Source organism: Paenarthrobacter sp. R1, assembly GCF_030264015.1.
Lineage (GTDB): Bacteria > Actinomycetota > Actinomycetes > Actinomycetales > Micrococcaceae > Arthrobacter > Arthrobacter ureafaciens.
On record NZ_CP127115.1, the window covers coordinates 3,656,190 to 3,676,745 of the forward strand.

The following is a 20,556-nucleotide window of genomic DNA, read 5'->3' on the forward strand; positions in this document are numbered from 1 at the left end:
CGACGGCGCCGCTCACCTGGAGGTGGGCGGCGCCGTTCTTCGCTGTGTTCCTTGGGGAACCGTGGATCAGATCTTGCGGGACAGGATGGCCTGCTTGACCTCGGCGATGGCCTTGGTCACCTGGATGCCGCGGGGGCATGCCTCGGAGCAGTTGAAGGTGGTGCGGCAGCGCCACACGCCTTCCTTGTCGTTGAGGATCTCCAAGCGCATGTCGCCGGCGTCATCACGGGAATCGAAGATGAAGCGGTGTGCGTTGACGATTGCTGCCGGACCAAAGTACTGGCCGTCGGTCCAGAAGACCGGGCAGGACGAGGTGCAGGCGGCGCAGAGGATGCACTTGGTGGTGTCGTCGAAGCGCTCACGGTCTTCAACGGTCTGCAGGCGTTCCTTGGTGGGTTCGTGGCCCTTGTTGATGAGGAACGGCATGACTTCGCGGTAGGACTGGAAGAAGGGTTCCATGTCCACGATCAGGTCCTTCTCCACGGGAAGGCCCTTGATCGGCTCCACGATGATGGGCTTGGACGTGTCCAGGTCCTTCAGCAGGGTCTTGCAGGCCAGGCGGTTACGGCCGTTGATGCGCATGGCATCGGATCCGCAAACACCGTGGGCGCAGGAGCGGCGGAAGGAAAGGCTTCCGTCGATGTCCCACTTGACCTTGTGCAGGGCATCCAGGACGCGGTCCGTGCCGTACATGGTCAGCTTGTACTCGTCCCAGCGGGCTTCGTCCGAAATCTCGGGGTCGAAGCGGCGCACCTTCAAGGTGATGTGGAACGTGGGGATCTCACCCTCGCCGGCAACGCTTGCGGGCAGCTCGATTTTGGAAGCGGGTTCCGCCATTTCGGTGGTCATTAGTACTTACGCTCCATTGGCTCGTAACGGGTGAAGACAACGGGCTTGGTCTCAAGACGGATGCCCGCAACGGACTCGGCAGACGAGTCGGCGGTGACGGTGTTGTCCAGGTAAGCCATGGAGTGCTTCATGAACTTTTCGTCGTCGCGGTCCGGGAAGTCCTCGCGGTAGTGGCCGCCACGGGATTCCTCACGGTGCAGGGCACCGACAGTCATGACCTTGGCCATGTCGAGCAGGAAGCCAAGTTCAACGGCTTCCAGGAGGTCCAGGTTGAAGCGCTTGCCCTTGTCCTGAACGGTGACGTTCTTGTACCGCTCCTCGAAGGAAGCGATGTCGCGGAGGACCTGCTCCAGGGATTCCTTGGTACGGAACACCTGCATGTTGGCATCCATGGTGTCCTGCAGTTCCTTGCGGATCTGGGCCACACGCTCGGTGCCGGTACCGCTGAGCAGGCTGTCCAGGATTCCGCGGGTCATTGCTTCCGGGTTCTCCGGGAGTTCAACAAAGTCCGCGGTCTTGGAGTACTCCGCGGCCGCAATGCCTGCACGCTTGCCGAACACGTTGATGTCCAGGAGCGAGTTGGTGCCAAGGCGGTTGGAGCCGTGGACCGAAACGCAGGCCACTTCACCGGCGGCGTACAGGCCGGGAACAGTGGTGTCGTTGTCCTGCAGGACCTCGGTGGTGATGTTCGTGGGGATGCCGCCCATGGCGTAGTGGGCCGTGGGGAACACCGGCACGGGATCCGTGAACGGTTCAACACCAAGGTAGGTGCGGGCGAACTCGGTAATGTCCGGCAGCTTCGCTTCGATGTGCGCGGGCTCAAGGTGCGTCAGGTCAAGGAGGACGTAGTCCTTGTTCGGGCCGCAGCCGCGGCCTTCACGGACTTCGTTGGCCATGGCGCGGGCCACGATGTCGCGGGGCGCAAGGTCCTTGATGGTGGGGGCGTAACGCTCCATGAAGCGCTCACCCTCGGAGTTACGCAGGATGGCACCCTCACCGCGGGCACCTTCGGTGAGGAGGATGCCCAAGCCGGCGAGGCCGGTCGGGTGGAACTGGAAGAACTCCATGTCTTCCAGGGGGATACCGCGGCGGAATGCGATGCCCATGCCGTCACCGGTCAGGGTGTGTGCGTTGGACGTGGTCTTGAAGACCTTGCCCGCGCCGCCGGAGGCGAACACCACGGACTTGGCCTGGAAGACGTGCAGCTCACCGGAAGCGAGATCGTAGGAGACGACGCCGGCAACGCGCTTCTGCTTGTAGGGCGTGCCGTCTTCGCGAACGGCATCTTCCTCAACCAGCAGCAGGTCAAGGACGTAGTACTCGTTGTAGAACTCAACGTTGTGCTTGACGCAGTTTTGGTACAGCGTCTGCAGGATCATGTGGCCCGTACGGTCTGCTGCGTAGCAGGCGCGGCGGACAGGAGCCTTGCCGTGGTCGCGGGTGTGGCCACCGAAGCGGCGCTGGTCGATCCGGCCTTCGGGCGTGCGGTTGAAGGGCAGGCCCATCTTTTCCAGGTCCAGCACGGCGTCGATGGCTTCCTTGGCCATGACCTCGGCTGCGTCCTGGTCAACCAGGTAGTCGCCACCCTTGATGGTGTCGAAGGTGTGCCACTCCCAGTTGTCTTCCTCGACGTTGGCCAGTGCTGCACACATGCCACCCTGGGCTGCACCTGTGTGCGAGCGGGTGGGGTAGAGCTTGGTCAGTACCGCGGTGCGTGCACGCTGACCGGATTCGATCGCGGCGCGCATGCCGGCGCCACCTGCACCGACAATAACGACGTCGTACTTATGGACCTGCATACCAGATGCTCTCTCTTTCAAAAATTCAGATGGTCGGCGGAGTCTGTTCCGCTGGTCGGGTGGCCGGTTGGAACCGGCCCGCCGGAACCGCTACGGTGCCGGGCAGAATCCACCCGGCAGCTGGACACCGTCGACTACGGGGCACGGGTCGAAGGTGAAGATCACCAGGGTGCCGAGGATGACGATGACGAACGTGGCGGCATACAGGACACCCTTGAGCCAGAAGCGCGTGGAGTCCTTTTCCGCGTAGTCGTTGATGATGGTGCGGACGCCGTTGGTGCCGTGGAGCATCGCGAGCCAGAGCATGGCGAGATCCCAGAACTGCCAGAACGGATCGGCCCACTTGCCGGCCACGAAGCCGAAGTCGATGGCATGGATGCCTTCGCCCACCAGCAGGTTCACGAAGAGGTGACCGAAGATGAGGACCACCAGCACGACGCCGGACAGGCGCATGAAGAGCCATGCGATCATCTCGAAGTTGCCGCGGCTGGAGCCGGAGCGGTTGTACTTGGGGGCGATCTTGCCCGAACGCGGGGCCTGGATAGTAGTCATGGCTTAGTGGCCTCCCAGCGCGAGGGAAAGGTGGCGGATAGCGAAACCTGCGAACGTAACCAGCCACAGTGCAAGTACGACCCACAGCATTTGGCGCTGGTACTTTGCGCCCTTCTTCCAGAAGTCGATGGCGATCACGCGCAGGCCGTTGAAGGCGTGGAAGATGATCGCAGCGACCAGGCCCGTTTCACCCAGGGCCATGAGGGGGTTCTTGTAAGCGCCAATGACGGCGGTGTAGGCCTCCGGGGACACACGCACCAATGAGGTGTCCAGCACGTGGACCAACAAGAAGAAAAAGATCACTACACCGGTAATACGGTGTCCAACCCAGGACCACATGCCTTCACGGCCGCGGTACAAGGTGCCAGCTGGTTTTGTCGGCACTGAATAAACCTTCCTGCAACACAGCGGCGCTGGCATGGGATCCACGCGGGGGGAACGCCTGCTGCGAGAGCACTCGTAGCTCACGCCTAAATCTAGGCTTCGCTCACAGCTTATTCAATTCAGGACCGGCTGCATTGCTTGGCCGTCCGGCGTTTCCTGCCTGTATTTCCGCCGATTTTTGGACAACATGAGACGAAAGCCACATCTGCGTCGTGCCCGGGTGCAAGGCACCGTGTCGGATAAAGTGTTGAGGTGAGTACAGAAGACGCGACAATTCCGGAATCGCCATTGGACCGCTTTCATGCGGTAATTCCAGCCGGCGGTGTGGGGACCCGGCTGTGGCCGCTTTCGCGGGCCGCCGCGCCCAAATTCCTCCATGACCTGACCGGATCCGGCAGCACGTTGCTGAGGTCCACGTACGACCGCCTGGAGCCGTTGGCCGGTGAGCGGGTCCTCGTGGTGACCGGCGAAGCCCACCGTACAGCCGTGTGCCGCCAACTCCCCGAGGTAGGGGATGACGAGCTCGTGCTGGAAAGCGAGCCCAAGGATTCCGGTGCCGCGATCGGCCTTGCCGCCGCCATCCTGCACCGCCGCGATCCGGAGACCATCATGGGCTCGTTTGCCGCAGACCAGGTGATCAGCCCGGACGACCTCTTCCAGGACACCGTGCGCGAAGCGATCTTCACGGCCGCAACGGGCAAGATCGTGACCATCGGCATCAAGCCGACCCACCCTTCCACCGGCTTCGGGTATATCCGCTCCGGAAAAGCCCTGAAGGTGGACGGCGCTCCGAACGCATTGGCCGTAGCCGAGTTCGTGGAGAAGCCCAGCGAAGACGTCGCCCGCAAATACGTGGAAGCAGGGGACTACGTCTGGAACGCGGGCATGTTCGTTGCACCAGTAGCCCTCATGCTCAAGCACCTCGAAGCCAACCAGCCCGAACTCTTCGCAGGCGTCCAGGAGATCGCGGAGGCTTGGGATACACCGCGCCGGGCGGAAGTCACGTCCCGTGTGTGGCCAACCCTGCCCAAGATCGCCATCGACTACGCCGTTGCTGAGCCGGCAGCGGCAGCCGGGGATGTCGCCGTCGTGCCCGGTACCTTCCGGTGGGACGACGTCGGCGACTTCGCCGCGATTGGCCGCCTCAACAACGCGGGCGACGTCGACGAAGTGACCGTCCTGGGTGAAGGCGCACGCGTTTTCGCGGAGAACGCAAGCGGTGTGGTGGTTACCGACACCAAGCGGGTGATCGCCCTCATCGGCATCAAGGACGTGGTCATCGTGGACACGCCGGACGCGCTGTTGGTGACCACCAAGGAGCACGCCCAGCGGGTCAAGGGTGCAGTGGATGCGCTGAAGGCCAGCGGAGATACCGACGTCCTCTAGGTCCGATTCCTGGGGTTTGAACCCCGTAGCGGAAGCCACCCTTGGTTGCCTGCGGCTGAACGCAGCGTAACCAAGAGGTGGCTTTCGGTCTTCGAGGGCCGTGGATGGCTAGAGTTGTTTCGTGCGCAATTACACGACTGAAACCGAGCCCACACCCGTCGTGAGTCCTTGGGTGGATGAGCTCCTGCCCGGACTCATCGAATTCAGGCGTGACCTCCATGCGCATCCGGAACTGTCCTTCAAGGAATTCCGCACCACGGACAAGCTCGTCGAGCGGCTGGAGGCCGCAGGCCTGAAACCCCGCCGGCTCGAGGGCACGGGGTTGACCGTGGACGTGGGTGAGGGGCCCATCGCAACGGCCCTGCGCGGCGACATCGACGCCCTGCCGATCATCGAGGAGACGGGGCTTCCGTTCGCCTCCAAGAACCATGGCGTGACGCATGCCTGCGGGCACGATGTCCACACCACCACCATGCTGGGCATCGCGTTGGTCCTGCAGCGCATGCACAAGAACACCCCGCTGGGCGGATCGGTGCGCATCATCTTCCAGCCTGCCGAGGAAACCATGCCGGGCGGGGCGTTGTCCTGTATTGAGCAAGGCGTCCTGGAGGGCGTGCCGAGGATCCTCGCGCTGCACTGTGATCCGCGCATCAACGTGGGGCAGATCGGTACCCGCATCGGTGCCATTACCTCGGCGTCGGACACCATCAAGATCGAGCTGACGGGTCGCGGCGGCCACACTTCGCGCCCGCACCTGACCGAAGACCTGGTCTTCGCCCTGGCCCAAATTGCGGTCAACGTCCCCGCGGTCCTGTCGCGCCGCGTCGACGTCCGCAGCGGCGTGTCCGTGGTGTGGGGCCAAATCTCGGCAGGCTCCGCCCCGAACGCCATTCCGGGTACCGGCTACATGGCCGGGACCATGCGGTGCCTGGACCGCGATGCCTGGCACGACGCCGGCGAGCTGCTGGACGAAGTGGTCAAGCAGGTTGCCGCCCCTTACGGAGTTGACGTCCATTTGGAGCACACCCGCGGCGTCCCGCCCGTAGTGAACTCCGAACACGAGACGGCGCTGATCGAGGCCGCTGCACGTGCAGAGCTTGGCGAGAGCGCCGTGGTCCTGACCCCGCAATCCATGGGTGGCGAGGATTTCGCCTGGTTCCTGGCGGACCTGCCGGGCGCCATGATGCGCCTCGGCACGCATACTCCGGGCGGCGAAGTGTATGACCTTCACCGTGGCGATTTCATCGTCGACGAACGGGCATTGGGCTACGCGATCCGCGTCCTGAGCGCGGCCGCCTTGCGGACCATCCGCGACCAGCAGCAATAGACCCAACTGGGTAGCAGTAGTGCGCGTTTTGAACGCTGAAAACGCGCACTAACGCGACCCAGTTGGGTGAAGTGGGGGAGATTGAGTTGTGCACAACTTAATTGTGGACTATCGTTTTCAGCATGAGTGATGCACCCCGGCTCCGTCATCAGGTTTGCTTTGCGCTGTACTCGGCGTCCAAGGCTGCGACGGCGGTCTACCGCCCTGTGTTGGATGAAATGGGGCTGACCTATCCGCAATACCTCGTGATGCTGGTGCTGTGGGAAAACGATCCCCGCAGCGTGCGCGAACTTGGCGCCGAGCTCGGGCTGGATTCGGGCACGCTGTCGCCGCTGCTGAAGCGGCTCGAAGCCCTGGGGCTCGTCGAACGGCGCAGATCGTCCGAGGACGAGCGCCGGGTGGACGTGGTGCTGACCGACGCCGGCACCAAGCTCAGCGAACGGGCCGGGGATGTGCCACGAAGGCTGGCGGACGCGGCGGGGCTCACGCCTGCAGAAATCGGGCAGCTGCACGCCACCCTGGGCAAGCTCACCGCCGCATTGCAGAAATCGCTCTGAATTTTCCTCGCAAGAAAAGATTTGCCACAACCAGAAAGGCAGACACCCATGAAGACCCTCTACACAGCCGAGGCGCTGGCCTCGGGAGAAGGCCGCGACGGCAATGCCCGCACCAAGGACGGCAAGCTTGATGTCACCCTCGCCAGCCCCGTCGAACTGGGCGGAAACGGACAGGGAACCAACCCTGAACAACTATTCGCTGCAGGCTACGCCGCTTGCTTCCACTCGGCCCTGCGCTTGGTAGGACGCAAGGAACGCGCCGACCTCACTGATTCGGCGGTGGCGGCCAGGATCCACATCGGCCCCCTCGCCGAGGGAGACGGGTTCGGGCTCGCCGCTGAACTCGAGATCGCACTTCCTGCGCTGGACCGGGCCACGGCGGAAGAACTCATGGCCAAGGCCCACCAGGTCTGCCCGTACTCGAATGCCACGCGCGGCAACATGGCGGTCGACCTCAAGCTCGTGGAGTTCGCCGCATGAGCACTTCCACAAGCGCTCCTGTGCAGACCCGGGAAATCCACCTTGCCTCCCGTCCGGAGGGCCGGCCCGCTCCGGAGAACTTCCGGATGGTCCATTCAGACCTGCCCGAACTCAAGGACGGGCAGATTTTGGTGGAGAACCGGTTCATGTCGGTGGATCCGTACATGCGCGGCAGGATGAATGACCGGAAATCCTACTCGGCCCCCTTCCGCCTTGATGCAGCGCTCGACGGCGGTGCGGTCGGTGAGGTGATCGCGTCCAGGTCGGGCGCGCACAAGGTGGGTGACGTCGTCGTGCATCAACTGGGTTGGCGCGAGCATGCGGTGGTGGACGGCTCGGCCGCCAGCACGGTGCCTGCCGGCCTGGCGCCTGACTCGGCGTTCCTTGGTGCTTTGGGCATGACGGGCCTCACCGCCTATGCGGGGTTGCTCAAGGTGGCCGAATTCAAGGAAGGCGACGTCGTTTTTGTCTCCGGTGCTGCCGGGGCCGTTGGCTCCATGGTGGGGCAGATCGCCAAGGCGATGGGCGCCGGCAAGGTGATCGGCAGCGCGGGATCGCCGGAGAAGGTGGCGCGGCTGCTGGAATTGGGCTTCGACGCGGCTTTCAACTACAACGACGCTCCCGTGGTGGATCAGTTGCGCGACGCGGCGGGGGAGCGCGGTATCGATGTGTACTTCGACAACGTGGGCGGCGACCATCTGGAAGCGGCCCTGGAAATGTTGAACGTCGGTGGCCGGGTTGCCATGTGCGGGGCCATTGCCCAGTACAACTCAACCGAGCCGCCTGCCGCACCGCGGAACCTGGCCGTTGCCATCGGCAAGCAGCTGACGCTCCGGGGTTTCCTTGTTGGGGGACAGCGCGCACACGCGGCGGAGTTCCGGGAAAAGATGGCGGCATGGCTGGCGGACGGCACTGTCCGCTACGACGAGACAATCGTGGACGGCCTGGAAAATGCGGCCGGGGCATTCATCGATTTGCTCGAGGGTGCGAACACCGGGAAGATGCTCGTCCGCCTGTGACTTGCGGGGCGCCCTACTGCTTGGTAACAAAAAGTCAACGATCTGTGCCGCAGGCTGCTTTTGTGCTACCTCCATGTGTTTTTCGCCACTAGTCTGGTTGCATCAGTGCGCTTCGGCGCAGTGCTGCGAAGCATCAGTGAGAACAGAATTTCTGCCCCGGGGTTTTGGAAACGGACACTCATTGACCACCAGTCGTAGCGCCAAACACTTTCTTCCTGGAGGAACATTGAAGAAACCACTGCGTGCCACCCTGAAGCGCGGTTCGATGGCCGGAGTCGCCACCATGGGCGCGGCAGCGCTCCTGCTCAGTGGCTGTGGACAGGCACCCGATGCCGGTTCCAGCACCAACGCCGCCAGCGACTACACGGGCTGCATTGTCTCCGACTCCGGTGGCTTCGATGACCAGTCCTTCAACCAGTCTTCCTTCGAGGGCCTCAAGAAGGCAGAGAAGGATCTGGGGATCACCACGAAGTCGGCCGAGTCCAAGGCCAACAGCGACTTCGAGACCAACCTCAACGGCATGATCTCGGCCGGCTGCAACCTGACCGTCACTGTCGGCTTCCTCCTGGGCGACGCCACCAAGGCTGCTGCGGAGAAGAACACGGACAAGCACTTCGCGATCATCGACTTCGCTTACGAAACGCCGATCGCCAACGTCAAGCCCGTTGTCTACGACACCGCGCAGGCTGCATACCTGGCCGGCTACGCGGCCGCTGCCACGACCAAGACCGGCAAGGTGGGCACCTTCGGCGGCATCAAGCTCCCCACGGTCACCATCTTCATGGACGGTTTCTATGACGGCGTCCAGGCCTACAACAAGGCCAAGGGCAAGTCCGTACAGGTGGTGGGCTGGGACAAGGCTACCCAGGACGGCTCCTTCACGGGTGACTTCGAGAAGCAGGACACCGGCAAGCAGATCACCATCAACCTCCTGGACCAGGGCGCGGACATCGTGATGCCCGTTGCAGGTCCGGTTGGCAAGGGTGCAGGCGCTGCCCTGAAGGAAGCAAAGGCTGCCGGCAAGGACGTCAAGCTCATTTGGGTCGACTCCGACGGCTACCTCACCGCTCCGGAGTACAAGGACCTCATGCTGACCTCCGTGGTCAAGCAGATGGGTGAAGCCGTGGAGTCCGTGGTGAAGGATGACAAGGACGGCAAGTTCAGCAACGAAGCCTACGTTGGCACGCTGGAGAACGACGGCGTCGCCCTCGCACCGTTCCACGACCTTGACTCCGTAGTTTCGGCCGAAACCAAGTCCGAACTCGACGCCCTCAAGGCAGACATCATTTCGGGCAAGCTGGTTGTTGAATCGGCGGCCAGCCCGAAGAAGTAACAACTCTCGAACAAGCCGCCAGTACCGGGCCCCGGTACTGGCGGCACGTTTTTGCCCTGACTACGCTGCTGCCTACAGGTAGTGAGCAATACAGCCGTCCCTCGGACTCACAGAACGGTGGGAGTTGTGAAACTCGAATTGAAGGGGATCTCGAAGGCATTCGGGAGCTTCTACGCCAACCAAGACATCGACCTTGTGGTCGAATCCGGACAGATCCATTGCCTCCTCGGCGAGAATGGTGCCGGAAAATCAACCCTCATGAACGTGTTGTATGGACTCTATGAGCCTACGGCCGGACAAATCCTCGTTGACGACCAACCGGTAGCTTTCCGGGGACCGGGGGACGCCATGGCTGCAGGGATCGGCATGGTGCACCAGCACTTCATGCTCGTCCCGGTGTTCACCGTCGCGGAGAACGTTGCGCTCGGCGCGGAGCCAACGTCCGTAGGCGGCGTCCTCAGCATGGACGAAACCCGCCGGAAGATCCGCGATATCTCCGAAAAGTACGGCTTCGACGTCGATCCCGATGCTTTGGTGGAAGACCTCCCGGTTGGGGTCCAGCAGCGCGTGGAAATCATCAAGGCGCTGGTCCGGGAGGCGAAGGTGCTGATCCTGGATGAGCCCACCGCCGTGCTCACGCCGCAGGAAACCGATGAGCTCCTGGACATCATGAGGCAGCTTAAGGCCGGCGGAACATCGATCGTGTTCATCTCGCACAAGCTGCGTGAGGTCAAGGCTGTCTCGGACGTCATCACCGTGGTCCGCCGTGGAAAAGTAGTCGGCGATGCCCCGCCGACTGCTTCTGCGGCAGAGCTTGCGTCCATGATGGTTGGCCGGCCTGTCAGCCTGAGTCTGCATAAAGCCGTGGCCCAACCGAAGGAGACCACTTTCAAGGTGGAGAACCTGACGGTGCGGGCGCCAAACGGCACCAACATCGTGGACGGAATCAGCTTCGACATCGCCCAAGGCGAGATCCTTGCGATCGCAGGTGTCCAGGGCAATGGCCAGACCGAGCTGACCGAAGCGATCCTTGGTGTCCAGGAACACGTGACCGGATCGGTCACCCTCGACGGAAAGCAGTTGCTGGGACTGCCGGTGAAAGACGTCCTGCGTTCCGGCGTCGGCTTCGTTCCGGAGGACCGCACCGTAGATGGCCTGGTGGGTCCGTTCTCCGTGGCCGAGAACCTGGTGCTGGACCTTTACGACCAAGCTCCCTTTGCCCGCGGCGTCAGCATGAACCCGGGCAAAGTGGCCGAGAACGCCAAGGTCAAGATCGAGGAGTTCGATATCCGCACCCCGTCCGCCGGCGCTGCGGCAGGGACGTTGTCGGGCGGCAACCAACAAAAGGTTGTCATGGCCCGTGAGTTGTCCCGCCCCCTGCGGCTCTTCATTGCAAGCCAACCCACCCGCGGCGTGGACGTCGGTTCCATCGAATTCCTGCATAAGCGAATCGTCGCGGAGAGGGATGTGGGAACGCCGGTGATGATCGTCTCCACGGAACTCGACGAAGTCATGGAGCTCGCAGACCGCATTGCGGTGATTTACAAAGGCAAGCTCGTGGGCATCGTTCCCTCGGGTACATCCCGCGACACCCTCGGCCTGATGATGGCCGGCGTCAGCCCGGAAGGGGGCTCCGATGACACCCAGTGAACCGACCGGCAACCCTGGCGATCAGAAGAAGAATGAACCGGCCGCGGAAGCGGCACGGCAGGAATCCACCACCGATGTCCAGGCCGCCGACGTCGCGCTGGACACTGCGGGCGGCACCCTGGAACCGTCCATTGTTCCGGTGTCCTCCCAGAGCGGAGACGTCGGACGCCAGCAAGGCAGCCTGTTCCGCCGGATCGTCATGGGGAATGGATTCGTTTCCGTCCTGGCCGTCCTTGTTGCCTTAATCCTCGGCGGCCTGTTGATCGCCAGCACCGACGACAGAGTCGCCAGGACCGCAGGGTACTTCTTTGCCCGCCCCGCCGACTTCCTTTCGGCGCTCTGGGGCGCCATGACCAAGAGCTACGTTGCCCTCTTCCAAGGAGCGGTTTTCAACCCCCGGCAGGGCCTCATGCCCTTGCTGGAGACCATGACCGTAGCCACCCCGCTGATCTGCGCCGGCCTGGGCGTGGCCCTGGCTTTCCGGGCAGGTTTGTTCAATATCGGTGCCCAGGGCCAGATCATCATCAGCGCCACCCTGGCCGCCTATGTCGGCTTCGCCTGGGACCTTCCCTTCGGCTTGCACCTGGTGGTGGTCATCATTATGGGGGTCCTGGGTGGAGCGGTCTGGGGAGGCGTTGTGGGCCTCCTCAAGGCCAGGACGGGCGCCCACGAGGTCATTGTGACCATCATGTTGAACTACGTGGCCCTGTTCCTGCTCGACTTCCTCCTGAACACCGCGGCGTTCCGGCGTCCGGGGGACAACAGCCCCATTTCGCCCCGGCTGGATGAATCGGCTACCTACCCCGTGCTCATACCCGGCTCGCGGCTGCACCTGGGCTTCCTGGTGGCCGTTGCGCTGACGGCAGGTGTCTGGTGGATGCTCAACCGTTCCACCATTGGCTTCGAATTCCGTGCTGTCGGCGCAAATCCCGCTGCTGCCCGCACGGCCGGGGTCAAGGTTCCGCGGGCCACTATCCTCGTCATGGCGTTCGCCGGAGCCCTCGCAGCCTTCGGCGGCGTGGCGCAGGTAGCCGGTACCGAGAAGGTCCTGACCGGCGGGGTCGCGGCACAGATTGGCTTCGACTCCATCACCGTGGCCCTGCTGGGGCGCAGTACACCGTGGGGCACGTTCTTTGCCGGCCTCCTGTTCGGCGCATTCCGCGCGGGAGCCGTGCAGATGCAGATCCAGACGGGAACACCCATCGACATTGTTTTGGTGGTGCAGTCGCTGATCGTCCTGTTCATCGCAGCCCCGCCGCTCATCAAGTCCATCTTCCGGTTGGACAGCACCAAGAAGAAGAAAAAGGTAGCCCGGAAGGCCGCCCTCGCCAACGCCACCGGAGGTGCCAAATGAGCGCAACAGCAACCGCCCCCCGGGCCGGAGCTCCGTCCCTTCCGGGCTTCCGCCCCTCGTTGAAAGTCCCTGTTTCCCTCAGCGTCCTGGCCCTTGTTGCACTGGTCTTCTTCGGATTGCTGGGCTCCGGGCAAACGGCCGAGATGAAGGTCAGCGATCCCGGCGACGCGGTCCAGATCCCTGCGCTGATGATTCCCGGCCAGGCCGGCGGCATTGTGCTGGCCGTTTTGCTCCTGGCCATGGCCGCCTACTCGATCTACCTCTGGACGCGCGGAGAACGTTCACCGAAGTGGTTGCCCATTGCTTTCGCCGTGGTCTTCGTCTTTGCCGTGCTCGTGTGGATTGTGGCCGGCGCCCGGCAACCGTCCATCTCGTTGGCCGGCCTGGTGGCAGGCTCGGTGACGCTGGCGGTTCCCCTCGTCTTCGGGTCCCTGTCCGGTGTGCTCTGTGAGCGGGTAGGCGTGGTCAACATCGCCATTGAGGGCCAGCTGCTGGGCGGGGCTTTCACCGCTGCCCTCGTGGCCACCGTGACCGGCAGCCCCTATATCGGGCTGCTCGCCGCTGCTGCCGCGGGCGCCGCCGTCTCCATGGTGCTGGCGGTCTTCAGCATCAAGTACCTCGTGAACCAGATCATTGTGGGCGTGGTCCTGAACGTGCTGGTGTCAGGCCTCACCGGCTTCCTGTTCGGCACGGTCATGGCACCGAACAAAGAGCAGTTCAACACCCCGGGCCGCCTGGACATCCTGCCGATCCCGCTGCTCTCCGATATCCCCATCATCGGGCCGGTTCTTTTTGAGCAGTCCGTGGCCGGCTACCTGATGTACATCGCAGTGGCTGTTGTGTGGTTCGGGTTGTTCAAGACGCGGTGGGGTCTCCGGGTCCGGGCCGTTGGTGAGCACCCGCAGGCCGCCGACACCCTGGGCATCAATGTAAACGCCACCCGCTTCTGGAACGTCACCCTGGGCGGGGCCATCGCAGGCATCGGCGGAGCGGTGTTTACGTTGGTGACCATCGACTCCTTCACCAAGGACATCTCCGGAGGCCGCGGCTTCATTGCCCTGGCTGCGCTCATTTTCGGCCGCTGGAACCCGATCGGCGCTTTCCTGGCATCCTTGCTGTTCGGTTTCGCCTACAACCTGCAGTCGATTCTGGGCATTATTGGTACTCCGGTGCCCAGCCAGTTCATGGCCATGCTGCCGTACCTGGTGACCATCTTCGCCGTCGCCGGTTTGGTGGGAAGGTCAAGGCCGCCCGCGGCCAGCGGCATACCGTACGTGAAGGGTTGACGTGATGAGCCACATCGATTGGCAGGCGCTGGAAGCCGCGGCGAAAGACGCCATGGACCGGGCTTACGCGCCGTACTCCAAATTCCCGGTGGGGGCCGCAGCCCTCACTGACGACGGCCGGATCATCAGCGGCTGCAATGTGGAGAACGCCAGCTACGGCCTCACCCTCTGCGCCGAGTGCACGTTGGTTGGCCAGTTGCACATGGGCGGCGGCGGACGGCTGGTGGCGTTTTACTGCGTGGACGGCGACGGCAGCATCTTGATGCCGTGCGGACGCTGCCGGCAGCTGCTCTACGAATTCCGGGCGCCCGGCATGCAACTCATGACCAGCCAGGGCATCAAAACCATGGACCAGGTGCTGCCTGACGCCTTCGGTCCGGAACATCTGGAGGAAACCCCGTGACCAGCACCGAAGCCTTCGACGCCGTCCAGATCATCACCATCAAGCGGGACAAAGGCACCCTGACGCCGGAGCAGATCGACTGGACCATTGACGCCTACACCCGCGGGGTCATTGCCGAAGAGCAGATGGCGGCACTGAACATGGCCATCCTGCTCAACGGCATGGACAGGGCCGAGATCTCCCGCTGGACGGCCGCGATGATCGCCTCCGGGGAGCGGATGGACTTTTCGTCGCTGACAACGCCCGACGGCGGCAGGAAACCTACCAGCGACAAGCACTCCACCGGTGGGGTAGGGGACAAGATCACTCTTCCCCTGGCTCCGTTGGTGGCCGTTTTCGGAGTGGCAGTGCCGCAGCTGTCCGGCCGCGGATTGGGTCACACCGGAGGCACGCTGGACAAACTGGAAGCCATTCCCGGGTGGCGCGCGAACCTCAGCAACGCGGAAATCATGGCCCAACTCCAGGATGTCGGAGCAGTGATCTGCGCGGCAGGCTCCGGGTTGGCCCCGGCTGACAAGAAGCTGTACGCCCTCCGCGACGTTACGGGCACCGTCGAAGCCATCCCGCTGATTGCGTCGTCGATCATGAGCAAGAAGATCGCCGAGGGCACGGGGTCGCTGGTGCTGGACGTGAAGGTGGGTTCGGGTGCGTTCATGAAGGACGAGGCCCGGGCCCGGGAACTCGCGGAAACCATGGTGGCGTTGGGCAAGGACGCCGGGGTGCACACTGTTGCGCTGATGACCGATATGTCCACGCCGCTGGGGCTGACCGCGGGCAACGCCATTGAGGTGGAGGAGTCCGTGGAGGTCCTGGCAGGCGGCGGCCCGGAAGACGTCGTCGACCTGACGGTACGGCTCGCTGAAGAAATGTTGGCCGGTGCCGGCATCCACGACGCCGATCCTGCCGCGGCCCTGAAGGACGGCCGGGCCATGGATGTGTGGAACCGGATGATCGAGGCCCAGGGCGGAGATCCGCGCGCTGCCTTGCCCGTGGCCAAGGAATCGGAAGTGGTGTACGCCCCGGCGGACGGCGTCCTGGTGGAGCTGGATGCCCTCTCGGTGGGCGTGGCTGCCTGGCGCCTGGGCGCGGGCAGGGCCAGGAAGGAAGACACCGTCCAGGCAGCGGCGGGCGTCCGCCTCCACGCGAAGCCGGGCGCCCTGGTCCGTGCAGGGGAGCCCCTCATGACACTGCTGACGGACACTCCGGAGAAGTTCGATCGTGCCAAGGAAGCCCTGGCTAACGCGGTGGTGATCGCGCCGGAGGGATCCCGTCCCGCTCACCGGCTCATCATCGACAGGATCGCCTAGGCTTAATTACCGTGCAGGCCATCAATGATTTCATCCTCGCCGCGGCCGAACAGCCGTGGGTGTTGTTCCTGGTGCTGGCCTGTTGCCTGATCGATGGTTTCTTCCCGCCGATTCCCAGCGAATCGGTGGTGGTTGGCTTGAGTGCTGTCTCCGGCAGCAGCGGCTCACCGAACGTCTGGCTGCTGGGGGTGGTGGCGGCCATCGGGGCATTCTCCGGGGACAACATCGCCTACATCATCGGCGCCCGCATCGGGATCCGGCGGTGGCGCTGGATGCGCACCCAGCGCATGCAGGGCGCCTTCCGCTGGGCCGGGAAAGAACTTCGACGGCGGTCGGCCTCGCTGATCATGGTGGCCCGGTTCATTCCGATCGGCAGGGTGGCAGTGAACCTCACGGCCGGTGCCACGCACTTCCATCACGGCCGGTTTGTTGCCCTCACTTCTTTGTCGGCCGTCTTGTGGGCCAGCTATTCGGTGGTCCTCGGGTATTTCTTCGGTGTTTGGTTCGAAGACAACCATCTGCTCGGAGCTGTGATCGCGATCGTGGTGGCCGTCATCCTGGGCATCATCATTGACCGCATCATCAGCAAAGTGCGCGGGGCCGCTCCCTTGGACGGGAAGAACCTTCTTGAGGACCAGAAACCAACGGAAGAAGGCACCGGGGCTCCACCTACGGTATGAGCCTGCAGGTAGCCCAAGATCACCCCGTCGGGTGACGCCGGAACCTCCGCCGCGCAGCTAGCGTTAAACGTGTGATCCCGAGGCTGGGGCGTAGCGAACGACGTCCCGGCCATGGGACACTAAGAGCGATCTACGTCACAGTGTCAAGTCACATTCATCTAGGAGCTACCGCCGCGTGGAGTTTTTGAACGAAATGCTCGAGCATGCAGCCGGGCAGCCCTGGATTTACCCGGTACTGCTGGTGTTCTTCTTCATCGACGGATTCGCCACCATCCTCCCCAGCGAAACAGCGATCGTAGGCCTGTCGGCACTGTCCCTCCACAGCGGCCAGCCGAACCTCTGGATCCTGGGTTTCACGGCCCTCATCGGTGCCATGGCGGGGGACAACATGGCGTACATGCTCGGCAGGAAGATCGGGCTCACCCGGTGGAAGTGGATGCGCCGGCCCAAGGTTCAGAAAATGTTCGCGTGGGCGCAATACGAACTGGACAAGCGCGGAGCCGTGCTCATCTTCACCGCCCGCTACATCCCGTGGGGTCGCGTGGCCGTGAACTACGTGGCCGGCCAGACCGGCTTCCGCCACCGCACCTTCTTCATCCTTGATGCCTTCGCATGTATCACGTGGGTGGGCTACTCGATCGGCATCGGACTCCTCGCTGGCCAGTGGGTGCACAACAATCCTTTGCTGGGCGTTGGCATCGCCGTGGCGTTCGCCGTGCTTCTTGGCATCGTCGTAGACCACGCCCTGCGCTGGTGGCACAAGTACCTGGAGCGTAAGGACGCTGCGCGCGCAGCCGCCCGGGAAGCCTCTGAATCTGCCGCGCCCGCTGTGGACCGCAAGCCGGTTGTGGGCGCTGACCTCTCCAAGCCTGCTGGCTAAGGACCTGTCATCCCCCTAGAGTTGGTCTGTGACTGAGCCAATTGTTGACGCTGCCCCTGCCCTCGACTTTGATCTGAAGAGTCTTCCCAAGATTTCCCTGCACGACCATCTGGACGGCGGCCTGCGCCCTGCCACCATCATCGAACTGGCCGAAGCCGTGGGCCACACCCTTCCTTCGACGGATCCGGTGGCACTGGGTGAATGGTTCCGCGAATCGGCGGATTCCGGTTCCTTGGTGCGCTACCTCGAAACGTTCGACCACACCATTGCCGTGATGCAGACCAAGGAAGGTCTCTTCCGGGTTGCCAAGGAGTTCGTGGAAGACCTCGCCGAGGATGGCGTGGTCTACGGCGAAGTCCGTTGGGCTCCCGAGCAGCACCTCCGGAAAGGCCTGACGCTTGACGAGGCCGCGGAAGCCGTCCAGGCCGGACTCGAAGCGGGCGTGGACGCAGCCGACGAAAGCGGCCGGCAGATCCAGGTGGGACAGCTGATCACCGCCATGCGCCACGCTGACCGTGGCCAGGAGATCGCCGAACTCGCCGTCCGCCACCGGACCCGGGGCGCCGTCGGATTCGACATCGCCGGAGCAGAAGACGGCTTCCTGCCCTCCCGGTTCAAGGACGCTTTCACGTACCTGGCGGCCAACAACTTCCCGGCGACAGTCCACGCGGGTGAGGCCGCCGGCCTGGAGAGCATCCAGTCAGCCCTGGTGGACGGCCGCGCGCTGCGTCTGGGCCATGGCGTCCGCATCGCGGAGGACATCACGGTTGAGTTCGAAGACAACGCCGACGACGACGGTGAGGGCACCGTCGGCCTGGTCACCTTGGGCAACGTGGCCGGCTGGGTCCGGGACCGGGGAATTCCCTTGGAGATCTGCCCTTCGTCCAACCTGCAGACGGGTGCGATCGCCAACTTCGGCGAAGGCATCGAAAGCCACCCGTTGGACATGCTCTTCCAGCTCGGTTTCAACGTCACCATCAACACGGACAACCGGCTCATGAGCGGGGTGACCCTGACGGACGAGTTCGAACTCCTGGTGGAAACCTTCGATTACGACCTCGATGATCTCCTGGAACTGACGCTCAATGCTGCCGAGGCGGCTTTCCTGCCGCTGGATGAGCGCGAGGCTTTGGTGGAGTACATCAACGATGCCTACGCCAACCTCGGCTAAGGAGCCCGCCAACAGCATCGACCGGCTTATCGAAACAATCGGTGCCCTGCGTGAGCACTGCCCCTGGATGGGTGCGCTCACGCATGAATCGCTGGTGGAATACCTGATCGAGGAAGCCTACGAGGTAGTGGATTCGATCGAAGCCGGTTCCGTTGATGAGGAACTCCGCGGTGAGCTGGGCGACGTACTGCTTCAAGTGGTGCTGCACGCCCGGCTCGCCGAGGAGCGCGGCAGTTTCGACTTCGAAGCCGTTGCAGAGGGCATCAACGCCAAGATGATCCGGCGGAACCAGCACGTCTTCAAGGCCGACGGCTCCCTGCAGGAGAGTTTCCCGGCCAGCGTCGAGGAAATCATCGTCCGGTGGGATGCGGCCAAACGCGCCGAGAAACCGGAGCGCGCTGATCCGTTTGAGGGAATCCCGCCGCACCTGCCTGCCTTGGCGGCGGCGCAGAAATCGCTGGACAGGGCCGCGCGCGCCGGCCTGGCCATCGATCAGCAAGGTGCGCGGGCCGCCGTCGGGCCTGTTGCGGTGCCGGACTCCGAAAAGGGGCTGGGCGAGCTGCTGCTCGCCGTCGTCGCCGGCGCCCACCGGCAGGGACTCGACGCCGAACGTGCACTCCGGAAGGCCGTGCGCGCCTTCCACGATGGTCACGAACGGCATTCGTGACGTGCTCCCGAGGAAACCGTTCCGTAACCTAAGCCACTCTCGACTACGCTAGTAGCGACGAGGACGTCGAGAATTCCCCTCTAGATTCCTGTAAATCGCTTCACCATAAGGAGCACATCCATGGCGCTTATCGATGCCATCCACGCCCGCGAGATCCTTGATTCCCGCGGAAACCCGACCGTAGAAGTAGAGGTCCTGCTCTCCGACGGCCAGATCGGCCGCGCAGCAGTTCCCTCCGGTGCCTCCACCGGCGAGCACGAGGCCGTTGAGCTCCGCGACGGCGACAAGGGCCGTTACCTCGGCAAGGGTGTCCAGAAGGCCGTCGACGCTGTGATCGACGAGATCTCCCCGGCCCTGATCGGCTTCGACGCCACTGACCAGCGCAGCATCGACCAGGCGATGATCGACCTCGATGGCACGTCCAACAAGGGCAAGCTCGGCGCCAACGCCATCCTCGGCGTGTCCCTCGCTGTCGCCAACGCCGCCGCAGCTTCGGCTGACCTGCCGCTGTACAAGTACCTGGGCGGCCCGAACGCCCACGTTCTTCCGGTCCCGCTGATGAACATCCTCAATGGCGGCTCGCACGCAGACTCCGACGTTGACATCCAGGAATTCATGATCGCTCCGATCGGCGCCGAGACCTTCTCCGAGGGTCTCCGCTGGGGCGTCGAGGTCTACCACAACCTCAAGTCCGTCCTGAAGGAAAAGGGCCTCTCGACGGGCCTCGGCGACGAGGGCGGCTTCGCTCCGAACCTGCCGTCCAACCGCGCTGCACTGGACCTGATCCAGGAAGCCATCAAGAACGCCGGCTACACCCCGGGCACGGACATCGCGCTGGCCCTGGACGTCGCTTCCTCCGAGTTCTACAAGGACGGCGCCTACCAGTTCGAAGGCAAGGCCCTGAACTCCACCGAGATGAGCGCCTACTACGCCGAGCTGGTTGCCGACTACCCGCTGGTCTCCATCGAAGACCCGCTGGACGAGAACGACTGGGAAGGCTGGAAGACCCTCACCGACACGATCGGCGACAAGGTCCAGCTGGTTGGCGACGACCTCTTCGTGACCAACCCGGTCCGCCTGCAGCAGGGCATCGACGCCGCCACGGCCAACTCGCTGCTGGTCAAGGTCAACCAGATCGGTTCCCTGACCGAGACGCTCGACGCCGTGTCCCTGGCACAGCGCGCCGGCTACACCACCATCACCTCGCACCGCTCAGGCGAGACCGAGGACACCACCATTGCCGACATCGCCGTTGCCACCAACGCCGGCCAGATCAAGACCGGTGCCCCGGCCCGTTCCGAGCGCGTAGCCAAGTACAACCAGCTGCTGCGCATCGAAGAAGAACTGGACGACGCCGCACGCTACGCCGGACGCAGCGCCTTCCCGCGTTTCAAGGGCTAGCCTTCCGCGAAAACAGCTGACCGGTGGCTATGGTGGAAAGACCATAGCCGCCGGTTCTGTTTAACGCTTGC

General features: G+C 63.6%; 20 protein-coding genes. 16 read left to right on the forward strand and 4 right to left on the reverse strand.

Going from position 1 to position 20,556, the window contains the following annotated elements:
- Window positions 1-66: 66 nt before the first annotated feature.
- The 4 genes from QN084_RS17630 to sdhC all read right to left on the reverse strand — a co-directional run bounded on the left by QN084_RS17630 (window position 67) and on the right by sdhC (window position 3,539).
- A complete protein-coding gene (locus tag QN084_RS17630) occupies window positions 67-849 on the reverse strand; it encodes a succinate dehydrogenase iron-sulfur subunit (protein ID WP_021471547.1) in 783 nt (260 codons plus the stop codon).
- Entirely contained in the window at window positions 849-2,648 is a 1,800-nt protein-coding gene (sdhA, locus tag QN084_RS17635; RefSeq protein WP_021471546.1) for a succinate dehydrogenase flavoprotein subunit, read from the reverse strand. The genes QN084_RS17630 and sdhA overlap by 1 nt, the downstream gene beginning before the upstream one ends.
- 90 nt (window positions 2,649-2,738) lie before the next feature.
- Window positions 2,739-3,200: a succinate dehydrogenase hydrophobic membrane anchor subunit gene (locus tag QN084_RS17640; RefSeq protein ID WP_021471545.1), complete on the reverse strand. Its 462-nt coding sequence runs from the start codon at window positions 3,198-3,200 to the stop codon at window positions 2,739-2,741.
- A gap of 3 nt (window positions 3,201-3,203) precedes the next feature.
- Complete coding sequence (sdhC, locus tag QN084_RS17645) at window positions 3,204-3,539, reverse strand: succinate dehydrogenase, cytochrome b556 subunit (RefSeq protein WP_026267095.1); 336 nt, start codon at window positions 3,537-3,539, stop codon at window positions 3,204-3,206.
- Between the two features lie 297 nt (window positions 3,540-3,836).
- Here sdhC and QN084_RS17650 point away from each other — a divergent pair, with 297 nt between their 5' ends.
- The 16 genes from QN084_RS17650 (at window position 3,837) to eno (ending at window position 20,485) form a co-directional block, all read left to right on the forward strand.
- On the forward strand, window positions 3,837-4,970 hold the full coding sequence (locus QN084_RS17650) for a mannose-1-phosphate guanylyltransferase (RefSeq protein WP_062095670.1): 1,134 nt from the start codon (window positions 3,837-3,839) through the stop codon (window positions 4,968-4,970).
- A 121-nt stretch (window positions 4,971-5,091) separates the two neighbouring features.
- Window positions 5,092-6,297: an amidohydrolase gene (locus QN084_RS17655; protein ID WP_031216244.1), complete on the forward strand. Its 1,206-nt coding sequence runs from the start codon at window positions 5,092-5,094 to the stop codon at window positions 6,295-6,297.
- Between the two features lie 122 nt (window positions 6,298-6,419).
- Window positions 6,420-6,854 carry a MarR family winged helix-turn-helix transcriptional regulator gene (locus QN084_RS17660; RefSeq protein ID WP_031216243.1) on the forward strand — a complete coding sequence of 145 codons (435 nt, stop codon included), beginning with the start codon at window positions 6,420-6,422 and terminating at the stop codon, window positions 6,852-6,854.
- A 48-nt stretch (window positions 6,855-6,902) separates the two neighbouring features.
- On the forward strand, window positions 6,903-7,334 hold the full coding sequence (locus QN084_RS17665; RefSeq protein WP_021471540.1) for an organic hydroperoxide resistance protein: 432 nt from the start codon (window positions 6,903-6,905) through the stop codon (window positions 7,332-7,334).
- Window positions 7,331-8,353: an NADP-dependent oxidoreductase gene (locus QN084_RS17670; RefSeq protein WP_021471539.1), complete on the forward strand. Its 1,023-nt coding sequence runs from the start codon at window positions 7,331-7,333 to the stop codon at window positions 8,351-8,353. Before QN084_RS17665 ends, QN084_RS17670 begins: the two co-directional genes overlap by 4 nt.
- 226 nt (window positions 8,354-8,579) lie before the next feature.
- Complete coding sequence (locus tag QN084_RS17675; RefSeq protein ID WP_021471538.1) at window positions 8,580-9,686, forward strand: BMP family lipoprotein; 1,107 nt, start codon at window positions 8,580-8,582, stop codon at window positions 9,684-9,686.
- A gap of 126 nt (window positions 9,687-9,812) precedes the next feature.
- Window positions 9,813-11,336: an ABC transporter ATP-binding protein gene (locus tag QN084_RS17680; RefSeq protein ID WP_069694712.1), complete on the forward strand. Its 1,524-nt coding sequence runs from the start codon at window positions 9,813-9,815 to the stop codon at window positions 11,334-11,336.
- Window positions 11,323-12,690: an ABC transporter permease gene (locus QN084_RS17685; protein ID WP_069694713.1), complete on the forward strand. Its 1,368-nt coding sequence runs from the start codon at window positions 11,323-11,325 to the stop codon at window positions 12,688-12,690. The genes QN084_RS17680 and QN084_RS17685 overlap by 14 nt, the downstream gene beginning before the upstream one ends.
- Window positions 12,687-13,976 carry an ABC transporter permease gene (locus QN084_RS17690; protein WP_021471535.1) on the forward strand — a complete coding sequence of 430 codons (1,290 nt, stop codon included), beginning with the start codon at window positions 12,687-12,689 and terminating at the stop codon, window positions 13,974-13,976. The genes QN084_RS17685 and QN084_RS17690 overlap by 4 nt, the downstream gene beginning before the upstream one ends.
- A 4-nt stretch (window positions 13,977-13,980) precedes the next feature.
- Complete coding sequence (locus tag QN084_RS17695; protein ID WP_069694714.1) at window positions 13,981-14,379, forward strand: cytidine deaminase; 399 nt, start codon at window positions 13,981-13,983, stop codon at window positions 14,377-14,379.
- On the forward strand, window positions 14,376-15,686 hold the full coding sequence (locus QN084_RS17700; protein WP_021471533.1) for a thymidine phosphorylase: 1,311 nt from the start codon (window positions 14,376-14,378) through the stop codon (window positions 15,684-15,686). The genes QN084_RS17695 and QN084_RS17700 overlap by 4 nt, the downstream gene beginning before the upstream one ends.
- 11 nt (window positions 15,687-15,697) lie before the next feature.
- On the forward strand, window positions 15,698-16,366 hold the full coding sequence (locus QN084_RS17705) for a DedA family protein (protein WP_062095675.1): 669 nt from the start codon (window positions 15,698-15,700) through the stop codon (window positions 16,364-16,366).
- A 193-nt stretch (window positions 16,367-16,559) separates the two neighbouring features.
- Window positions 16,560-17,246, forward strand: coding sequence for a DedA family protein (locus QN084_RS17710; RefSeq protein WP_031216242.1), 687 nt, complete (start codon window positions 16,560-16,562; stop codon window positions 17,244-17,246).
- Between the two features lie 28 nt (window positions 17,247-17,274).
- Window positions 17,275-18,417 (forward strand): adenosine deaminase, encoded by a 1,143-nt coding sequence (locus QN084_RS17715; RefSeq protein WP_069694715.1) that lies wholly within the window; start codon window positions 17,275-17,277, stop codon window positions 18,415-18,417.
- Entirely contained in the window at window positions 18,395-19,084 is a 690-nt protein-coding gene (locus QN084_RS17720; RefSeq protein WP_021471529.1) for a MazG nucleotide pyrophosphohydrolase domain-containing protein, read from the forward strand. Before QN084_RS17715 ends, QN084_RS17720 begins: the two co-directional genes overlap by 23 nt.
- A 120-nt stretch (window positions 19,085-19,204) precedes the next feature.
- Window positions 19,205-20,485 (forward strand): phosphopyruvate hydratase, encoded by a 1,281-nt coding sequence (eno, locus tag QN084_RS17725; protein ID WP_021471528.1) that lies wholly within the window; start codon window positions 19,205-19,207, stop codon window positions 20,483-20,485.
- Window positions 20,486-20,556 lie beyond the last annotated feature (71 nt).

Bases quoted from the DNA above. Each gene is read 5' to 3' on its own strand.
- sdhC (WP_026267095.1), bottom strand. From the start codon at position 3,539: ATGTGGTCCTGGGTTGGACACCGTATTACCGGTGTAGTGATCTTTTTC.
- sdhA (WP_021471546.1), bottom strand. From the start codon at position 2,648: ATGCAGGTCCATAAGTACGACGTCGTTATTGTCGGTGCAGGTGGCGCC.
- QN084_RS17640 (WP_021471545.1), bottom strand. From the start codon at position 3,200: ATGACTACTATCCAGGCCCCGCGTTCGGGCAAGATCGCCCCCAAGTAC.
- QN084_RS17630 (WP_021471547.1), bottom strand. From the start codon at position 849: ATGACCACCGAAATGGCGGAACCCGCTTCCAAAATCGAGCTGCCCGCA.
- QN084_RS17720 (WP_021471529.1), top strand. From the start codon at position 18,395: ATGCCTACGCCAACCTCGGCTAAGGAGCCCGCCAACAGCATCGACCGG.
- QN084_RS17660 (WP_031216243.1), top strand. From the start codon at position 6,420: ATGAGTGATGCACCCCGGCTCCGTCATCAGGTTTGCTTTGCGCTGTAC.
- QN084_RS17665 (WP_021471540.1), top strand. From the start codon at position 6,903: ATGAAGACCCTCTACACAGCCGAGGCGCTGGCCTCGGGAGAAGGCCGC.
- eno (WP_021471528.1), top strand. From the start codon at position 19,205: ATGGCGCTTATCGATGCCATCCACGCCCGCGAGATCCTTGATTCCCGC.
- QN084_RS17695 (WP_069694714.1), top strand. From the start codon at position 13,981: ATGAGCCACATCGATTGGCAGGCGCTGGAAGCCGCGGCGAAAGACGCC.
- QN084_RS17690 (WP_021471535.1), top strand. From the start codon at position 12,687: ATGAGCGCAACAGCAACCGCCCCCCGGGCCGGAGCTCCGTCCCTTCCG.
- QN084_RS17710 (WP_031216242.1), top strand. From the start codon at position 16,560: ATGCTCGAGCATGCAGCCGGGCAGCCCTGGATTTACCCGGTACTGCTG.
- QN084_RS17670 (WP_021471539.1), top strand. From the start codon at position 7,331: ATGAGCACTTCCACAAGCGCTCCTGTGCAGACCCGGGAAATCCACCTT.
- QN084_RS17685 (WP_069694713.1), top strand. From the start codon at position 11,323: ATGACACCCAGTGAACCGACCGGCAACCCTGGCGATCAGAAGAAGAAT.